Raw genomic sequence first — 12778 nt, 5'->3', positions numbered from 1 at the left:
TTTTTATGACAGAGCCTGTCGGTGACGGAACGGCCCCAATCAGGCCCATGCTATATTCGCGGCCTTTACGCCGTGCAGGACACAGCCCCGATGGTGATCAAGAAGACCGGCATTCGCGCCCAGCAAGCCGACCAGACGCGCGCGCGGATTCTCCAGGCGGCGATCAAGGTCTTCACCCGTGACGGCTACTCTGGCGGGCGGGTGGACAGCATCTCCCGAGAAGCCGACTCCAACGACCGCATGCTCTATTACTACTTCGGCAGCAAGGAGCATCTGTTTGTCTGCGTGCTGGAGCACACCTACGAGCAGTTCAACAAGGCCGAAGGCAAGCTAAAGCTCGACCTGAGTGCGCCGGTCCAGGCGTTGCAAGACCTGGTGGCGTTTATCTGGAACTATTACGTCAAGCATCCCGAGTTCGTCGCCATCCTCAGCATCGAAAATCTGCACAAGGGCAAGCATGCCAAGCAGTCCGGCGAACTGCGCCGGTTGTCCGGTGAAGCGGTTGGGGTGCTTCGGCCGATTATCGAGGCCGGTCAGCTTCAGGGGCTATTTCGCGAGGACGTCGACATCAAGCACGTGTATTTGATGATTGCCTCGCTGTGTTACTTCTACAACTCCAACCAGCACACCCTTAGTTCATTTCTCGGGGAAGATCTGGCGAACAAAAGCCAGCAAAAGGATTGGCTAGGGTTTATCAGTGACCTGGTGCTGCGCGGCGTCACCCCCTAGGTCTCCCTCTAGACAGCTGCTTGTATCTCGACTGTCGCTCCGTCTGGATTGAGCGGCTGCTGGCCGAGCTGGGCGATCTACGTAAGTACGACGATCCTCGCAAACTGGTTGCGGCTGCTGGGCTTAACCCTCAGCGCCATGACTCAGGCCAGCTAAGGGGCGCTCGACCATCTCAAAATCGGCTCGGTACGTGTGTGCGATTCGCAAGCTGCTGCATTTTGTTTACGCCGTGCTCAAGTCGGGCCAGCCTTATGACCCGGAATTTGCGCTTGCCCGGTGAGGCTCAAGACAGGCTACGGAAGTAGCAGCCTAACAGTGCTTCAAGCCTTGCCTTACATTTTGCTTATCATTGAAATAGCCCGCAGCGTCTGTTTGTGCGCCGGGCTGCTGCCCATACTTTTGCTTCCCGGACACTCAAGGAAGCCCGCCATGGAATCGCGCCGGACACCGCCGCTGACCGCCCTGTTCATCCACTTCGCCGCCCTCTTCGTCTCCCTCCTGGGCATCGGCAGCCTGGCACTGTTATTGGCCTGGGCCGGGCGCTTGATCTTCTAGTTCAAAGGCTCGGGATATCGGCGCTCAAGGTGCGGATCAGCGCCTTGGCCTGGGCGTCCCGTTGCGCGGTATAGAGCACCACGTCACGATTGGGCAGTGGCGGCAGATCGAAGCGCGTCTCCACGTCGACGCAGCCACTCGGCGCCATGCGCCCCACCATCGCGCCGATACCAATCCTGGCCATCACTGCCGCGCCAATGGCGAGGATCCCGCTGCCTACGAAAGCCTCTTCCCAGGGCCGGTTCTGCGCCTGCAACGCCGCCATCACCATACTGCGCATGCCGCAGGGCTCCGGCTGGATCGCCAGCGGTAACGCCCGGTCGAGCTGAAGTTCAAATTCCTGTGAGGCCATCCAGCCAAATCGCTCGACACCCACCACTTCTCCGTCCTGGCGGCGGTTGTCATGGCGCAGGATCATCGCCACATCCAGCTTGCCTTGCTCGTAATTCACCAGCATGTCGCGGGATGTACCCAGGCTAAAGGCAACGATCACCTGCGGATCCGTGTTCGCCAGACGCCGTAGCCACAGTGTGAGATCAGCCCCGACGATGTGATGGCTGACGCCGACTCGCAGGGTTCTTTTCTGCTGGCCGAAGCAATTGAGCGCGTCCTGATAGTTGTCCAGCAGGCGCTGGGCACTGGTCAGGAATGCCTGACCATGGGCCGACAAGGTGACCTGTCGCGGCGTGCGTTCCAGCAGCTTGCGACCGAGGCTTTCTTCCAGGCGTTTGATCTTGAGGCTGATTGCCGCCTGAGTGCCGCCGATGACGTCGGCGGCACGGGTGAAACTCTTGAGTTCGGCAACTAGGACGAACGCCTGGATGGCGTCTATGTCGGGCATTTTCATGGCGGATTTTGGCGTGTGATTTGAGACGTGACGTTAGCACGGCAGGGAAACGTTGTGCTGCGCTTGCTGAGCGAACCACTGCATGACCACCGAACACGCCGGATGGGACGCCGCCGAGGGTTGCAGGCACAACGAATACACGCCGCCCGTCTGCAAAGGGCGGCCAAACGGCACCACCAGTAGACCACGCTCGATCGACTCCGCTGCCAGCGTCATGTCCGTCATCGCCACCCCAAGCCCGCGTGCGGCCGCATCAAGCGCCAGCTCATCAAGATTGAAGGGAATATGCCGGTAAGCCTCCAGTGACCTGGCACCGTTGGCTGCCAGCCAGGTCATCCAATCCTGCTTGTCTGCCGAACGATGCAGCAGCGCAAAGCGCACGAGATCCTCCACCGACGCCAATGGTCCAAGCCCGGGAGCGCAGACCGGCACCAAGGCTTCCTGGAACAAGCTCAGGCTGCCTGGATCACGGGCAGGTTGGGGCAGGTAACGGATATACGCATCACTGTCACTGGCAGGCTCGACAACCTCGGTGGCAACGGTCTCGATCGCCAGCGAAACATCCGGATGGCGGCGATAAAAGTCGCTGAGTTTGGGCAGCAACCAGCGCACCGCCAGCGACACATGCAGGCGGATGCGAAACGGGCGCTTGTGCGGCGACAGGCGATCTTCCAGCACCTTCAGTTGCGCCAGGATGCTCCGCGCGCTGGTCAGTACTTGCTCGCCTTCGGCCGTCAGCCGCAGGCTGCGACTGGTCCTGACAAACATCGGCACACCGAAGTGACTCTCCAACTGCTGGATCTTTCGGCTAACCGCACTCTGGGTCAGGCATAGCTTCTGCGCCGCCAGGGTGAAGCTGGCGCAGTCGCTGACTTCAACCAAGGCCTGCAAACCCTGCAGCGAGGGAACGTGGCGGGTGTTATCCATGCGTTTTCCGAATAGCTGGATGATTTTATAACGTTGGTTGTATCACCACAGCCCCTATAAATTCCAGCTATAGAAAAAACTCAACCATGCGAACAATGCATACAGCCGAGGTACCTCATGGAAAACGTATGTGGCTGGATTGCCCAGACTGACAGCCTCCCCGCCCGGGATCGACTGACAGGCGTGCAGAAAGCCGACTGGCTGGTGATCGGCGCCGGGATTACCGGACTGTGTGCCGCACACAGTTTGGCGCACATGCACCCCCAGGCACGTATCGTGATCGTCGACCGTCAACACGCAGCCCAGGGCGCCTCAGCGCGCAATTCGGGTTTTGTGGTTGCTCATGAGCATCCAGCCGTCGATGAACTGATGGGGCGTCCAGGGTTTGCCGGTTTTGAAATCGACACCTCGATTTCCCGGGCAGCCAGCGACGAAGTGCGCCAACGCATCGCCCTGCATGGCATTGCCTGTGATTTCCGGGACAGCGGCTATTTTTTTGCCGTGCACGATCCTGAGAAGCTCGACCACGTCGATGCCAAACTGGCGACGCTGCAGGCGGTCGGCGCCTCTGCACACTTCCTGCAAGGCGAACCATTGCACAAAACCCTGGGCACCGAGCATTACCAGGCCGCGATCTGGTGCGGCAATGGCAACGCCTTGCTGCAACCGGCCAAGTACGTCAAAGGCTTGTTGAAGGCCTTGCCAGCCAACGTGAGCCTGTTTGAAAACACCGATATCACCCGCCTTGAGCGCACCGCCAGTGGCGGGATTCGTGCCACCGGTCTTGACGCCAGTATCGAGGCCGGACGGGTCCTGGTATGCCTGAACGCCTTCATCCCACGTGTGGGCCTGGATGACAGTGCCACCTTCCCGATGGAGTTGAGCGCCAGCCTCACCCGCCCTCTCAGTGACGAGGAGTTCCGCAGTATCGGCAGCGTAGAGCCCTGGGGAGTGCTGTCCACTCGGCCACTCGGCGCAACGGTGCGCCTGACGCCGGATCGGCGCGTGATGATCCGTAACACAGCGGAATACCGCACCAAGGACCTGTCCAGCAGCGATCTGTTGCACCGTCGGCAGCACCATGTGCTCGGCTTGCAGCGACGTTTTCCATGGCTGACCGAGCAAGACATCCACTACACCTGGACCGGGCATTTAAGCGCATCCCGCAGCGGGCAACCCTATTTCGCGAAAGTCGAGAACAACCTGTACGCCATCGCCGGCTGCAATGGCTCGGGCGTTGCGCGCGGCACGTTATGGGGCCGGTTGCTGGCGGAGTGGGCATCGGGAGGCGATTCGCCGCTCTTGCAGTCGGTGATGCACCGGGCCCAACCCGGCTGGCTCCCGCCGCGCCCCTTCTTTGACATCGGCGCCCTGTTGCGCATGCGCGTGGAAACGGGCCGGGCCCGGACAGAAATCTAGAACAAAAAAACCTCAACAAAGGTGATTGAAATGCACATCAACAGTCTGTCCCTGGCGGTATTGCTCGCCGCGTTTTCGTCAGCCAGTTATGCCGACGAAGCCGTGAATATTTCCAACTGGAACGGCTACATCGCCGACGACACCCTTCCCAGTTTTACCAAGGCAACCGGGATCAAGGCCACTTACGACATCCATGACAGCAACGAAGTCCTGGAGTCAAAACTGATGACCGGCAACACCGGTTATGACGTCGTCAGCCCGTCCAACCATTTCCTGTCCAGACTGATCAAGGCCGGCGCCATCCAGAAGCTGGACCGAAGCCAGTTGCCCAACTGGAAGAACCTGGACCCGGTGCTGATGAAAAAGCTTGAGACCAACGACCCCGGTAACCAATACGGCCTCCCTTATATGTGGGGCACGGCGGGGATCGGCTACAACGTCGAGAAGATCAAGGCAATCTTCGGCAATACCGACGTCACCCGCTCCTGGAGCCTGTTTTTTGACGAAAACAACATCAAGAAACTCAGTGCCTGCGGCGTGGCAATCATCGACAACCCGACGCAGATCCTGCCCATCACCCTCAACTACCTCGGCCTGCCCCACCACAGCCACGAACCCGCCGACTATAAAAAGGCCGAGCAGGCACTGCTCAAGATCCGGCCTTACGTCCAGTACTTCCACGCCTCCAAGTACATCAGCGACCTGGCCAACGGCAACATCTGCGCGGTGATTGGTTTTAACGGTGATGTGGTGCAAGCGGCGGCCAGCGCCAAGGAAGCCAAGAATGGCATCGAGATTGCCTATTCGATTCCTGACGAAGGCTCAACCCTGTGGCTGGACATGATGGTAATGCCCAAGGGCGCGCCCCATGAGAAGAATGGCTATGCGTATATGAACTACCTGCTTGAGCCGAAGGTGATTGCCAATATCAGCAACAGCATTCATTACGCCAACCCCAACAGCGCGGCGGATGAATACGTCACCCCGGCGGTGAAGCAGGACCTGGCGATTTACCCGCCCAAAAGCGTGATGGACAAGCTGTTCATCGTCGAGGACCTGCCACCGGCGATCGCGCGGTTGGCGACGCGGTTGTGGACGAAGCTGAAGACCAATACGTAACACCGAGAGAACGTTATAGTCACCCCATTGAGCATGGGATTGAGTCAATACACAGTGGCTAAAGCAACGGACGGATTGTCGATACGCAAACTCTCAGCGTTGCCCAAAGCAATTTGGGCACTGGAAGCAGACGCGGTTGCTGAAGGATTCAGGTTTCTGACGCGGCTGATTGCAGAGTGGGAAAGCGGGGCCAACCGTTTCGAGCGCACCGGTGAGTGTCTTTTGGGCGTCATCGACAGTGGAAAGTTGGTCGCCGTTGGCGGTTTGTCATATGACCCTTATGCCGGGCCCGACGTTGGCAGGCTACGCAGGGTGTATGTCGCACGGGCCTCAAGAGGTCGCAACATTGGAAACGCACTGGTCGGGCAGCTTCTTGAACATGCATCCCGGCAGTTTCGCGTCGTGCGCCTGTCCACGGATACGCCCGAGGGTGCAGCATTTTACCTGCGCTGCGGGTTTGAGCTGATACAAGACGAGCACGCAACGCACGCCAGATCCTTGGGAGCCCGGCCGAGCTCCTTGTGAAATATTGCGCAAGTCGGATGTGGGAGCCGTCGAGCTTTAGCGAGGCCGCGAAGGCGTCGGCACAGCCAATAAAGATGTTGCCTGACACACCGCTATCGCGGCCTCGCTAAAGCTCGACGGCTCCCACAGGGGATCGTTGTTGCCTGATAGTTCTGTGTTTCAACATCAGGCGACAAGCCCTTCCTCAGTCGCGCTGGCGAGTATGTCTTTCGTGGGCACGTTGACCCACGAGATGTCATATTTTCAGGCCAGCTTATAGCTGGGCCCGCAAAATCCGCTCACTAACCTTTCGATCTGAACCAAGTGCGGGCACAATGCGTGTCCTTTTTTGGCAGGCACCGTCGGAGGCTCTGAAAATGATCAAAACGCCGTACTACCTCATCGACAAACAGAAGCTTCTGGTCAACATGCAGAAGATCGCCTACGTGCGCGAACAGTCCGGGGCCAAGGCCCTGCTGGCGCTCAAGTGCTTCGCCACCTGGTCGGTGTTCGACCTGATGCAGGAGTACATGGACGGCACCACGTCTTCGTCGCTCTATGAGCTCAAGCTCGGCCGGCAGAAGTTCGAGGGTGAAGCCCATGCCTACAGCGTGGCCTGGGCCGACGATGAGATCGAGGAGATGCTCGATAACTGCGACAAGATCATCTTCAACTCCATTAGCCAACTGCAACGCTTTGCCGAGCGCAGCGAAGGCAAGACCCGCGGCCTGCGCGTCAACCCGCAAGTGAGCAGCTCCGACTACCTGCTGGCCGACCCGGCGCGCCCGTTCAGCCGCCTGGGCGAATGGGACCCGGTGAAGATCGAAGCCGTGATCGAGCAAATCTCTGGCTTCATGTTCCACAACAACTGCGAGAACGCCGACTTCGGCCTGTTCGACCAGATGCTCAACACCATCGAAGAACGCTTCGGCGCGCTGCTGCACAAGGTTAACTGGGTCAGCCTCGGCGGCGGCATCCACTTCACCGGTGAAGGCTATGCCATCGACGCCTTCTGCCAGCGCCTCAAAGCGTTCTCGCAAAAGTACGACGTGCAGGTGTACCTGGAACCGGGGGAAGCCGCGATCACCAACAGCGCCTCACTTGAAGTCACTGTGCTCGACACCCTCTACAACGGCAAAAACCTGGCCGTGGTAGACAGCTCCATCGAAGCCCACTTGCTGGACCTGCTGATCTATCGCCTGAACGCCAAACTGGCGCCAAGCGAAGGCGAACACACCTACATGGTGTGCGGTAAGTCGTGCCTGGCCGGGGATATCTTCGGTGAATACCCATTTGATCGTCCGCTGACCATCGGCGATCGACTGTCGTTCATCGACACGGCAGGCTACACCATGGTCAAGAAAAACTGGTTCAACGGCCTGAAAATGCCGTCCATCGTAGTGAAACAACTCGACGGTACAGTCGAAGTGGTTCGTGAATTTGGTTACGAAGACTACCTGTCCAGCCTTTCGTAAAGCGGACAGATAAAGGAGAGCTAAAGCAATTGAAAAAGAACGTTCTTATCATTGGTGCAGGAGGTGTCGCCAAGGTGGTGGCCCACAAGTGCGCGCAGCACAACGACGAACTCGGTCGTATTGCTATCGCGTCGCGCAACATCTCCAAATGCCAGGCCATCATCGACAGCGTCAAGGCCAAGGGTAGCCTTAAGGTTCCCGCCGACATCAAAGCCTTCTCGCTGAACGCCCTGGACGTGGAAGCGACCAAGGCACTGATTCGCGAAACCGAATCGCAGATCGTGATCAACGTCGGTTCCGCCTTCCTCAACATGTCGGTGCTGCGTGCCTGCATCGATACCGGCGTGGCCTACCTCGACACCGCCATCCACGAAGAACCGGGCAAAGTCTGCGAGACGCCGCCGTGGTACGGCAACTATGAGTGGAACCACCTGGAAGAGTGCAAACAGAAGAACATCACGGCCATCCTCGGCGTGGGCTTCGACCCGGGTGTCGTCAACGCTTACGCGGCGTTGGCGCAACAAAAGCATTTTGACCGCATTGATTCGATCGACATTCTCGACGTCAATGCCGGCTTCCATGGCAAATATTTCGCCACCAATTTCGACCCGGAAATCAACTTTCGCGAATTCACCGGACAGGTGTGGAGCTGGCAGAACAGCCAGTGGACCAGCAACACCATGTTCGAAGTCAAGCGCACCGACGACCTGCCGGTTGTAGGCTCGCAGAACCTGTACCTGACCGGCCACGATGAAGTGCACTCGCTGTCGAAAAACCTCGACGTGCCCAACGTGCGTTTCTGGATGAGCTTCGGCGAACACTACATCAACGTGTTCACCGTGCTGAAAAACCTCGGCCTGCTCTCCGAAAAACCGGTCAAGACCGCCGAAGGCCTGGAAGTCGTGCCTCTGAAACTGGTCAAGGCCGTGCTGCCTGACCCGTCTTCGCTGGCGCCAGGCTACACCGGCAAGACCTGCATCGGCGACCTGGTCAAAGGCACTAAGGATGGCCAGCCACGCGAGCTGTTCATCTACAACGTGGCCTGCCACGAAGAAGCCTTTGCCGAAACCGACAGCCAGGGTATTTCCTACACCGCCGGCGTACCGCCAGTGGCTGCCGCGCTGTTGGTTGCCCGTGGCGTGTGGGATGTGAAACACATGGCCAACGTCGAGGAACTGCCGGCTGAGCCGTTCCTGAAAGCGTTGGACGTGATGGGCTTGCCGACTCGGATTAAAGACGAGAACGGTGATCGTGCTTGGGATGCTATCGCCTGAGAGCGATAACAGCCTGAAAAAATGCGCCCGAATGGGCTAATGCCGATCAGTTAAGCGAACACAGAGCCTCAAGACAGAGAAGATCAAAGGTGGGAGTTGTCGAGCCCCAGCGAGGCTGCGATAGCGGTGGGTCAGGCAACATCAATGTTGACGGTGCCGACGCCATCGCAGCCTCGCTGGGGCTCGACAACTCCCACACTGGATCTGCTTCGCTTGTTGGATCTCCATTCCTTAACTGACTGGCATTAGCCCGAATGGGCGCATTTTTTGTTTAAGGTCGAACGGCTCGCTCCTACAGTAGACGGTGGTGTATCGCGGGCTTTCGGATATTTGCGATAAAGGTTTCGGGTTGCCGCTCAGAACTGCGCTGACTAACCTTCGCCGTCGCTGCCAATTCAGCGACCGGATTTGACCGTCCGATCCCAAAGTGCAACTGCGCCAACACCGATCTTAGGCGTTTTTTTACGTCTGATGTATCGTGTCGCGGCAGCTGTACGCAGGATACCTTCGGGTATGCCGGTTTTTCTTTGGGCCGGTCGGTCAACCCGCGTACAGTTGCCACCCTCTTCGTTTGACCGCGAATCGTGGCAACTCCATTTCCAAAGGAGCTTCACAACGAAAGGAGTCGTCCATGAATACCAAAAGCACCGCAAGCAATCTGGCAGTGCGCCTGGCTGGACTTATCTACAGTACCGCCAGCTATCTGGTTTTTTTACTGACCGTTCTCTATTTGATCGGCTTTCTTGGCCGCGTCATCGTTCCCAAAAATATTGATGACGGTGTAACCGTTGGCGGGTGGACGGCAGCGTTGATCAACACCTCTTTGCTCGCACTGTTCGCCGTCCAGCACACCGTGATGGCTCGGAAAAACTTCAAAGCATGGCTGATCAGATTCATTCCCGTATCCGCTGAACGCTCAACCTACGTGCTGCTCAGCAGCCTGGTATTGATGCTGATCTTCTGGCTTTGGCGGCCCATTACGACCGACCTCTGGACCGTAGACTCGCCTTTGGGAAGAGCGCTGTTAACCGGGGTTTTCTGGACGGGCTGGGGCATTGTCTTGCTGGCAACGGTACTGATCAGTCATTTCGAGCTATTTGGCCTGAAACAGGCTGTCGATCGCTTTCGTAATGCGGTGCCACGCGCCCAGCCCTTTAAAACGCCACTGCTCTACAAGATTGTGCGCCACCCGCTTTACCTGGGGTTTCTGATTGCTTTCTGGGCCACGCCAGACATGACCGCTGGCCACTTTCTATTTGCCCTGGGGTTTTCCATCTACATATTTATGGGTGCGCATATTGAAGAAAAGGACTTGGTGACTCTGTTTGGAGAGCCGTATCGGCGCTATCAGCGTGAGGTCAGCATGGTATTTCCGTTGCCAAGGCGTAAGAGGACCCCCCCTGAATGAGCACACACGTGCGCTCATCGAGATGACAACGATCCCAAGAGGACGGGAAAGCACTGCGTCCTCTGGGTCAAAACACCGACCACCCGATCCGCTCACTCAACAGCTCCAACGCCTTCATCCCTGCCAGCGAATTCCCCGCTGCATTCAACTCCGGCGACCACACGCACACCGTAAACTGCCCCGGCACCACCGCGACGATCCCGCCGCCTACCCCGCTCTTGCCCGGCAGCCCGACCCGGTAGGCAAAGTTGCCCGCTTCGTCATACAGCCCGCTGGTGGCCATGATCGAGTTGACTTGCTTGGTCTGGCGCGGCGTGAGGATCTGCTCGCCACTGTGGGTACAGGTCCCTTCGTTCGCTAAAAAACAGAACGCTTTGGCCAGGTCCAGACAGCTCATCTGCAACGCGCAGTAGTTGAAGTAACTGTGCAGCACCGCATCCACATCATTGTGGAAGTTGCCAAAAGACTTCATCAGATAAGCCATGGCCGCATTGCGTGCGCCGTGCTGGGCTTCAGATTCGGCGACGACGCTGTTGACCAGGATCTGCGGGTTGCCTGACAGGCGCCGCACGAAATCGCGCATCGACAAAATCGGCACGGCAAAGCGCGATTGGTTGATGTCGCAGATCACCAGGGCGCCGGCGTTGATGAAGGGATTGCGCGGCCGGCCGCGTTCGAATTCCAACTGCACCATGGAGTTGAACGGTTGCCCTGAAGGCTCATGGCCCAGGCGCTCCCAGATGGTTTCGCCGCCATGTTCGATGGCCTGGACCAAGCTGAACACCTTGGAAATGCTCTGTACCGAGAACAAGGTGTAGGCGTCGCCGGCGCAGTAATAAGCGCCGTCGTTGCCATACACGGCGATGCCCAGTTGTTGCGCTGGTACATCGGCCAGAGCGGGGATGTAATCAGCGACCTTGCCAAGGCCGATCAGTGGACGGACTTCGTCGAGGATCGACTCCAGCAGGGCTTGCATGTTGAGTTCTGTCATTCTTCGGAAAAAGTCGGTGAGCGGGCGCGGAGGATACATCAAGCGCCCGCTTGATCAAGCCGGCACCACCGCTTTCGCCCTCCACCACCAGCCTCGCTGCAGCCCCGCTGCCGCCAGCAGGATCGCGGCCACCCCCAGCCATTGCAGCCAACCGAGCCGATGACCGAAGGCGATCCAGTCGACGAAGATCGCGGCAATCGGGTAGATAAACGACAGCGCTCCGGTAATGGCGGTCGGCAACTTCTGAATCGCGCCATAGAGCAGCACATACATCAGGCCGGTATGCACCACGCCCATGCTCGCCAACGCAGCCCAGGAACTGGGTGAAACCGGCAGATCCTGCGACCCGATCATGGGCGCCAGCAGCAAGGCGCCGGTGCTGACCTGGATCAGCGCAATCAGGTGCGGGGGCGTACCGGTCAAGCGCTTGATGATCAGCGCCGCAATCGCATACAGAAACGCTGCCCCCAGGGCCAGCGCGACACCCACCCGATAATCGTCGCCGCTGTTCTGTTGGCCGCCATGAGCCGTCACGATGGCCAGCATGCCGAGAAACGCCACGCTCAACCATGCCAGTTTCTGCACGGTGATTTTCTCGCCAAGAAACAACGCCGCCAGCAGCACCAACATAAAGGGCTGAACGTTATAGACCGCCGTCGAGATCGAGATGGAAGCCCGGGAGTAGGACTCAAACAACAACAGCCAGTTGCCCACGATGGCGACACCGCTCAGCACCGCCAAGGCCAGGATGCGCCAGGTCAGCAGGTTGACGCGCAAGTAGCCCAGCACCAGGCAGATCAGCGCCAGGGTCAGGGCGCCGATCACGCAACGCCAGAACACCACCTCGACCACCGACACCCCGGACACCAATACGAACCAGCCGATGGTGCCGGAAATCAGCATGGCGCCGATCATTTCCCAAGAACCACGGCGTATGGACTTATCCATGATTGAGCTCCTCAAATGAGGCTAAATTATGGCAATCTCGACGCCAGCGCTTCCAGTGTCTAAAAAATGTGAAATGACAAAACTGCCTTTATTTATAAGGCAAAACCTCACTATCAGCTTGCGAGGCCGCCATGATCGACACCATTGACCAACAACTGATCGCTGCACTGATGGAAGACTCGCGCCTGTCCCTGAAGACATTGGCGGGTATCAGCGGCCTCTCCTCCCCAAGCGTCAGCGAACGCCTGCGGCGCCTGGAAGAGCGCGGGATCATCAAAAGCTACACGGTGGACATCGAACCCAAACACTTCGGTTATCTGCTGCAAGCCATCGTGCGCATCCGCCCCCTGCCCGGGAAGTTGCAGGAGGTGGAACGCCAGATCCAGTCGATCCCGGAGTTCACCGAATGCGACAAGGTGACAGGCGACGACTGCTTTATCGCACGCCTGCACGTACGCACCATGGATCAATTGGATACGTTGCTCGACCGGCTGAATGCCTACGCCGAAACCAATACCGCCATCGTCAAGAAAACCCCGGTGAAGCGCAGGTTGCCGCCGCTGCATGAGTGATTTTCAACGG

At 58.4% G+C, this 12778-nt stretch carries 14 protein-coding genes; 10 read left to right on the top strand and 4 right to left on the bottom strand.

Going from position 1 to position 12778, the window contains the following annotated elements; all coding sequences use genetic code 11:
- Positions 1-90 precede the first annotated feature (90 nt).
- From HKK55_RS09375 to HKK55_RS29415, 3 genes are all read left to right on the top strand, one after another.
- A complete protein-coding gene (locus HKK55_RS09375) occupies positions 91-729 on the top strand; it encodes a TetR/AcrR family transcriptional regulator (RefSeq protein WP_169354398.1) in 639 nt (212 codons plus the stop codon).
- 20 nt (positions 730-749) lie between these two features.
- A complete protein-coding gene (locus tag HKK55_RS29495) occupies positions 750-1034 on the top strand; it encodes a transposase (RefSeq protein WP_178128836.1) in 285 nt (94 codons plus the stop codon).
- A gap of 124 nt (positions 1035-1158) precedes the next feature.
- Positions 1159-1284: a hypothetical protein gene (locus HKK55_RS29415; RefSeq protein ID WP_272902586.1), complete on the top strand. Its 126-nt coding sequence runs from the start codon at positions 1159-1161 to the stop codon at positions 1282-1284.
- Between the two features lies 1 nt (position 1285).
- Here the strand turns inward: HKK55_RS29415 and HKK55_RS09365 are convergent, their stop codons facing one another.
- Both HKK55_RS09365 and HKK55_RS09360 read right to left on the bottom strand, forming a co-directional pair.
- Positions 1286-2131 (bottom strand): LysR family transcriptional regulator, encoded by an 846-nt coding sequence (locus tag HKK55_RS09365; protein ID WP_237151331.1) that lies wholly within the window; start codon positions 2129-2131, stop codon positions 1286-1288.
- 33 nt (positions 2132-2164) lie between these two features.
- Positions 2165-3058, bottom strand: coding sequence for a LysR substrate-binding domain-containing protein (locus HKK55_RS09360; RefSeq protein WP_169354397.1), 894 nt, complete (start codon positions 3056-3058; stop codon positions 2165-2167).
- Between the two features lie 117 nt (positions 3059-3175).
- On the opposite strand from HKK55_RS09360, the gene HKK55_RS09355 reads away from it, so the two are divergent.
- The 6 genes from HKK55_RS09355 (at position 3176) to mddA (ending at position 10257) form a co-directional block, all read left to right on the top strand.
- Positions 3176-4477, top strand: coding sequence for an FAD-binding oxidoreductase (locus tag HKK55_RS09355; RefSeq protein WP_169354396.1), 1302 nt, complete (start codon positions 3176-3178; stop codon positions 4475-4477).
- Between the two features lie 30 nt (positions 4478-4507).
- Positions 4508-5596 (top strand): polyamine ABC transporter substrate-binding protein, encoded by a 1089-nt coding sequence (locus tag HKK55_RS09350; protein ID WP_169354395.1) that lies wholly within the window; start codon positions 4508-4510, stop codon positions 5594-5596.
- A 54-nt stretch (positions 5597-5650) separates the two neighbouring features.
- The gene (locus HKK55_RS09345) at positions 5651-6121 is read left to right on the top strand and encodes a GNAT family N-acetyltransferase (protein WP_169357813.1); all 471 of its coding nucleotides are present in this window, start codon (positions 5651-5653) and stop codon (positions 6119-6121) included.
- A gap of 356 nt (positions 6122-6477) precedes the next feature.
- Positions 6478-7575: a carboxynorspermidine decarboxylase gene (locus HKK55_RS09340; protein ID WP_169354394.1), complete on the top strand. Its 1098-nt coding sequence runs from the start codon at positions 6478-6480 to the stop codon at positions 7573-7575.
- 29 nt (positions 7576-7604) lie between these two features.
- Positions 7605-8849 (top strand): saccharopine dehydrogenase family protein, encoded by a 1245-nt coding sequence (locus HKK55_RS09335; RefSeq protein ID WP_169354393.1) that lies wholly within the window; start codon positions 7605-7607, stop codon positions 8847-8849.
- A 631-nt stretch (positions 8850-9480) separates the two neighbouring features.
- The gene (gene mddA / locus HKK55_RS09330; RefSeq protein ID WP_169354392.1) at positions 9481-10257 is read left to right on the top strand and encodes a methanethiol S-methyltransferase; all 777 of its coding nucleotides are present in this window, start codon (positions 9481-9483) and stop codon (positions 10255-10257) included.
- 67 nt (positions 10258-10324) lie between these two features.
- Here the strand turns inward: mddA and glsB are convergent, their stop codons facing one another.
- Both glsB and HKK55_RS09320 read right to left on the bottom strand, forming a co-directional pair.
- On the bottom strand, positions 10325-11233 hold the full coding sequence (gene glsB, locus HKK55_RS09325) for a glutaminase B (protein WP_169354391.1): 909 nt from the start codon (positions 11231-11233) through the stop codon (positions 10325-10327).
- A 69-nt stretch (positions 11234-11302) separates the two neighbouring features.
- On the bottom strand, positions 11303-12196 hold the full coding sequence (locus HKK55_RS09320; RefSeq protein ID WP_169354390.1) for a DMT family transporter: 894 nt from the start codon (positions 12194-12196) through the stop codon (positions 11303-11305).
- A gap of 131 nt (positions 12197-12327) precedes the next feature.
- Here HKK55_RS09320 and HKK55_RS09315 point away from each other — a divergent pair, with 131 nt between their 5' ends.
- Complete coding sequence (locus HKK55_RS09315; RefSeq protein ID WP_169354389.1) at positions 12328-12768, top strand: Lrp/AsnC family transcriptional regulator; 441 nt, start codon at positions 12328-12330, stop codon at positions 12766-12768.
- The last annotated feature ends 10 nt before the right edge of the window (positions 12769-12778 follow it).

The sequence above is a fragment of the Pseudomonas sp. ADAK18 genome (genome assembly GCF_012935695.1).
GTDB lineage: Bacteria > Pseudomonadota > Gammaproteobacteria > Pseudomonadales > Pseudomonadaceae > Aquipseudomonas.
The sequence above is the reverse complement of the archived record's forward strand: the minus strand, read 5'-3'. Positions and strand labels throughout refer to the sequence as shown.

Excerpts from the sequence above, each read along its gene's own strand:
- HKK55_RS09350 (WP_169354395.1), top strand. The coding sequence starts at position 4,508 with ATGCACATCAACAGTCTGTCCCTGGCGGTATTGCTCGCCGCGTTTTCG.
- HKK55_RS09365 (WP_237151331.1), bottom strand. The coding sequence starts at position 2,131 with ATGAAAATGCCCGACATAGACGCCATCCAGGCGTTCGTCCTAGTTGCC.
- HKK55_RS09320 (WP_169354390.1), bottom strand. The coding sequence starts at position 12,196 with ATGGATAAGTCCATACGCCGTGGTTCTTGGGAAATGATCGGCGCCATG.
- HKK55_RS09355 (WP_169354396.1), top strand. The coding sequence starts at position 3,176 with ATGGAAAACGTATGTGGCTGGATTGCCCAGACTGACAGCCTCCCCGCC.
- HKK55_RS09315 (WP_169354389.1), top strand. The coding sequence starts at position 12,328 with ATGATCGACACCATTGACCAACAACTGATCGCTGCACTGATGGAAGAC.
- glsB (WP_169354391.1), bottom strand. The coding sequence starts at position 11,233 with ATGCAAGCCCTGCTGGAGTCGATCCTCGACGAAGTCCGTCCACTGATC.
- HKK55_RS09360 (WP_169354397.1), bottom strand. The coding sequence starts at position 3,058 with ATGGATAACACCCGCCACGTTCCCTCGCTGCAGGGTTTGCAGGCCTTG.
- HKK55_RS09375 (WP_169354398.1), top strand. The coding sequence starts at position 91 with ATGGTGATCAAGAAGACCGGCATTCGCGCCCAGCAAGCCGACCAGACG.
- HKK55_RS09340 (WP_169354394.1), top strand. The coding sequence starts at position 6,478 with ATGATCAAAACGCCGTACTACCTCATCGACAAACAGAAGCTTCTGGTC.
- mddA (WP_169354392.1), top strand. The coding sequence starts at position 9,481 with ATGAATACCAAAAGCACCGCAAGCAATCTGGCAGTGCGCCTGGCTGGA.
- HKK55_RS29415 (WP_272902586.1), top strand. The coding sequence starts at position 1,159 with ATGGAATCGCGCCGGACACCGCCGCTGACCGCCCTGTTCATCCACTTC.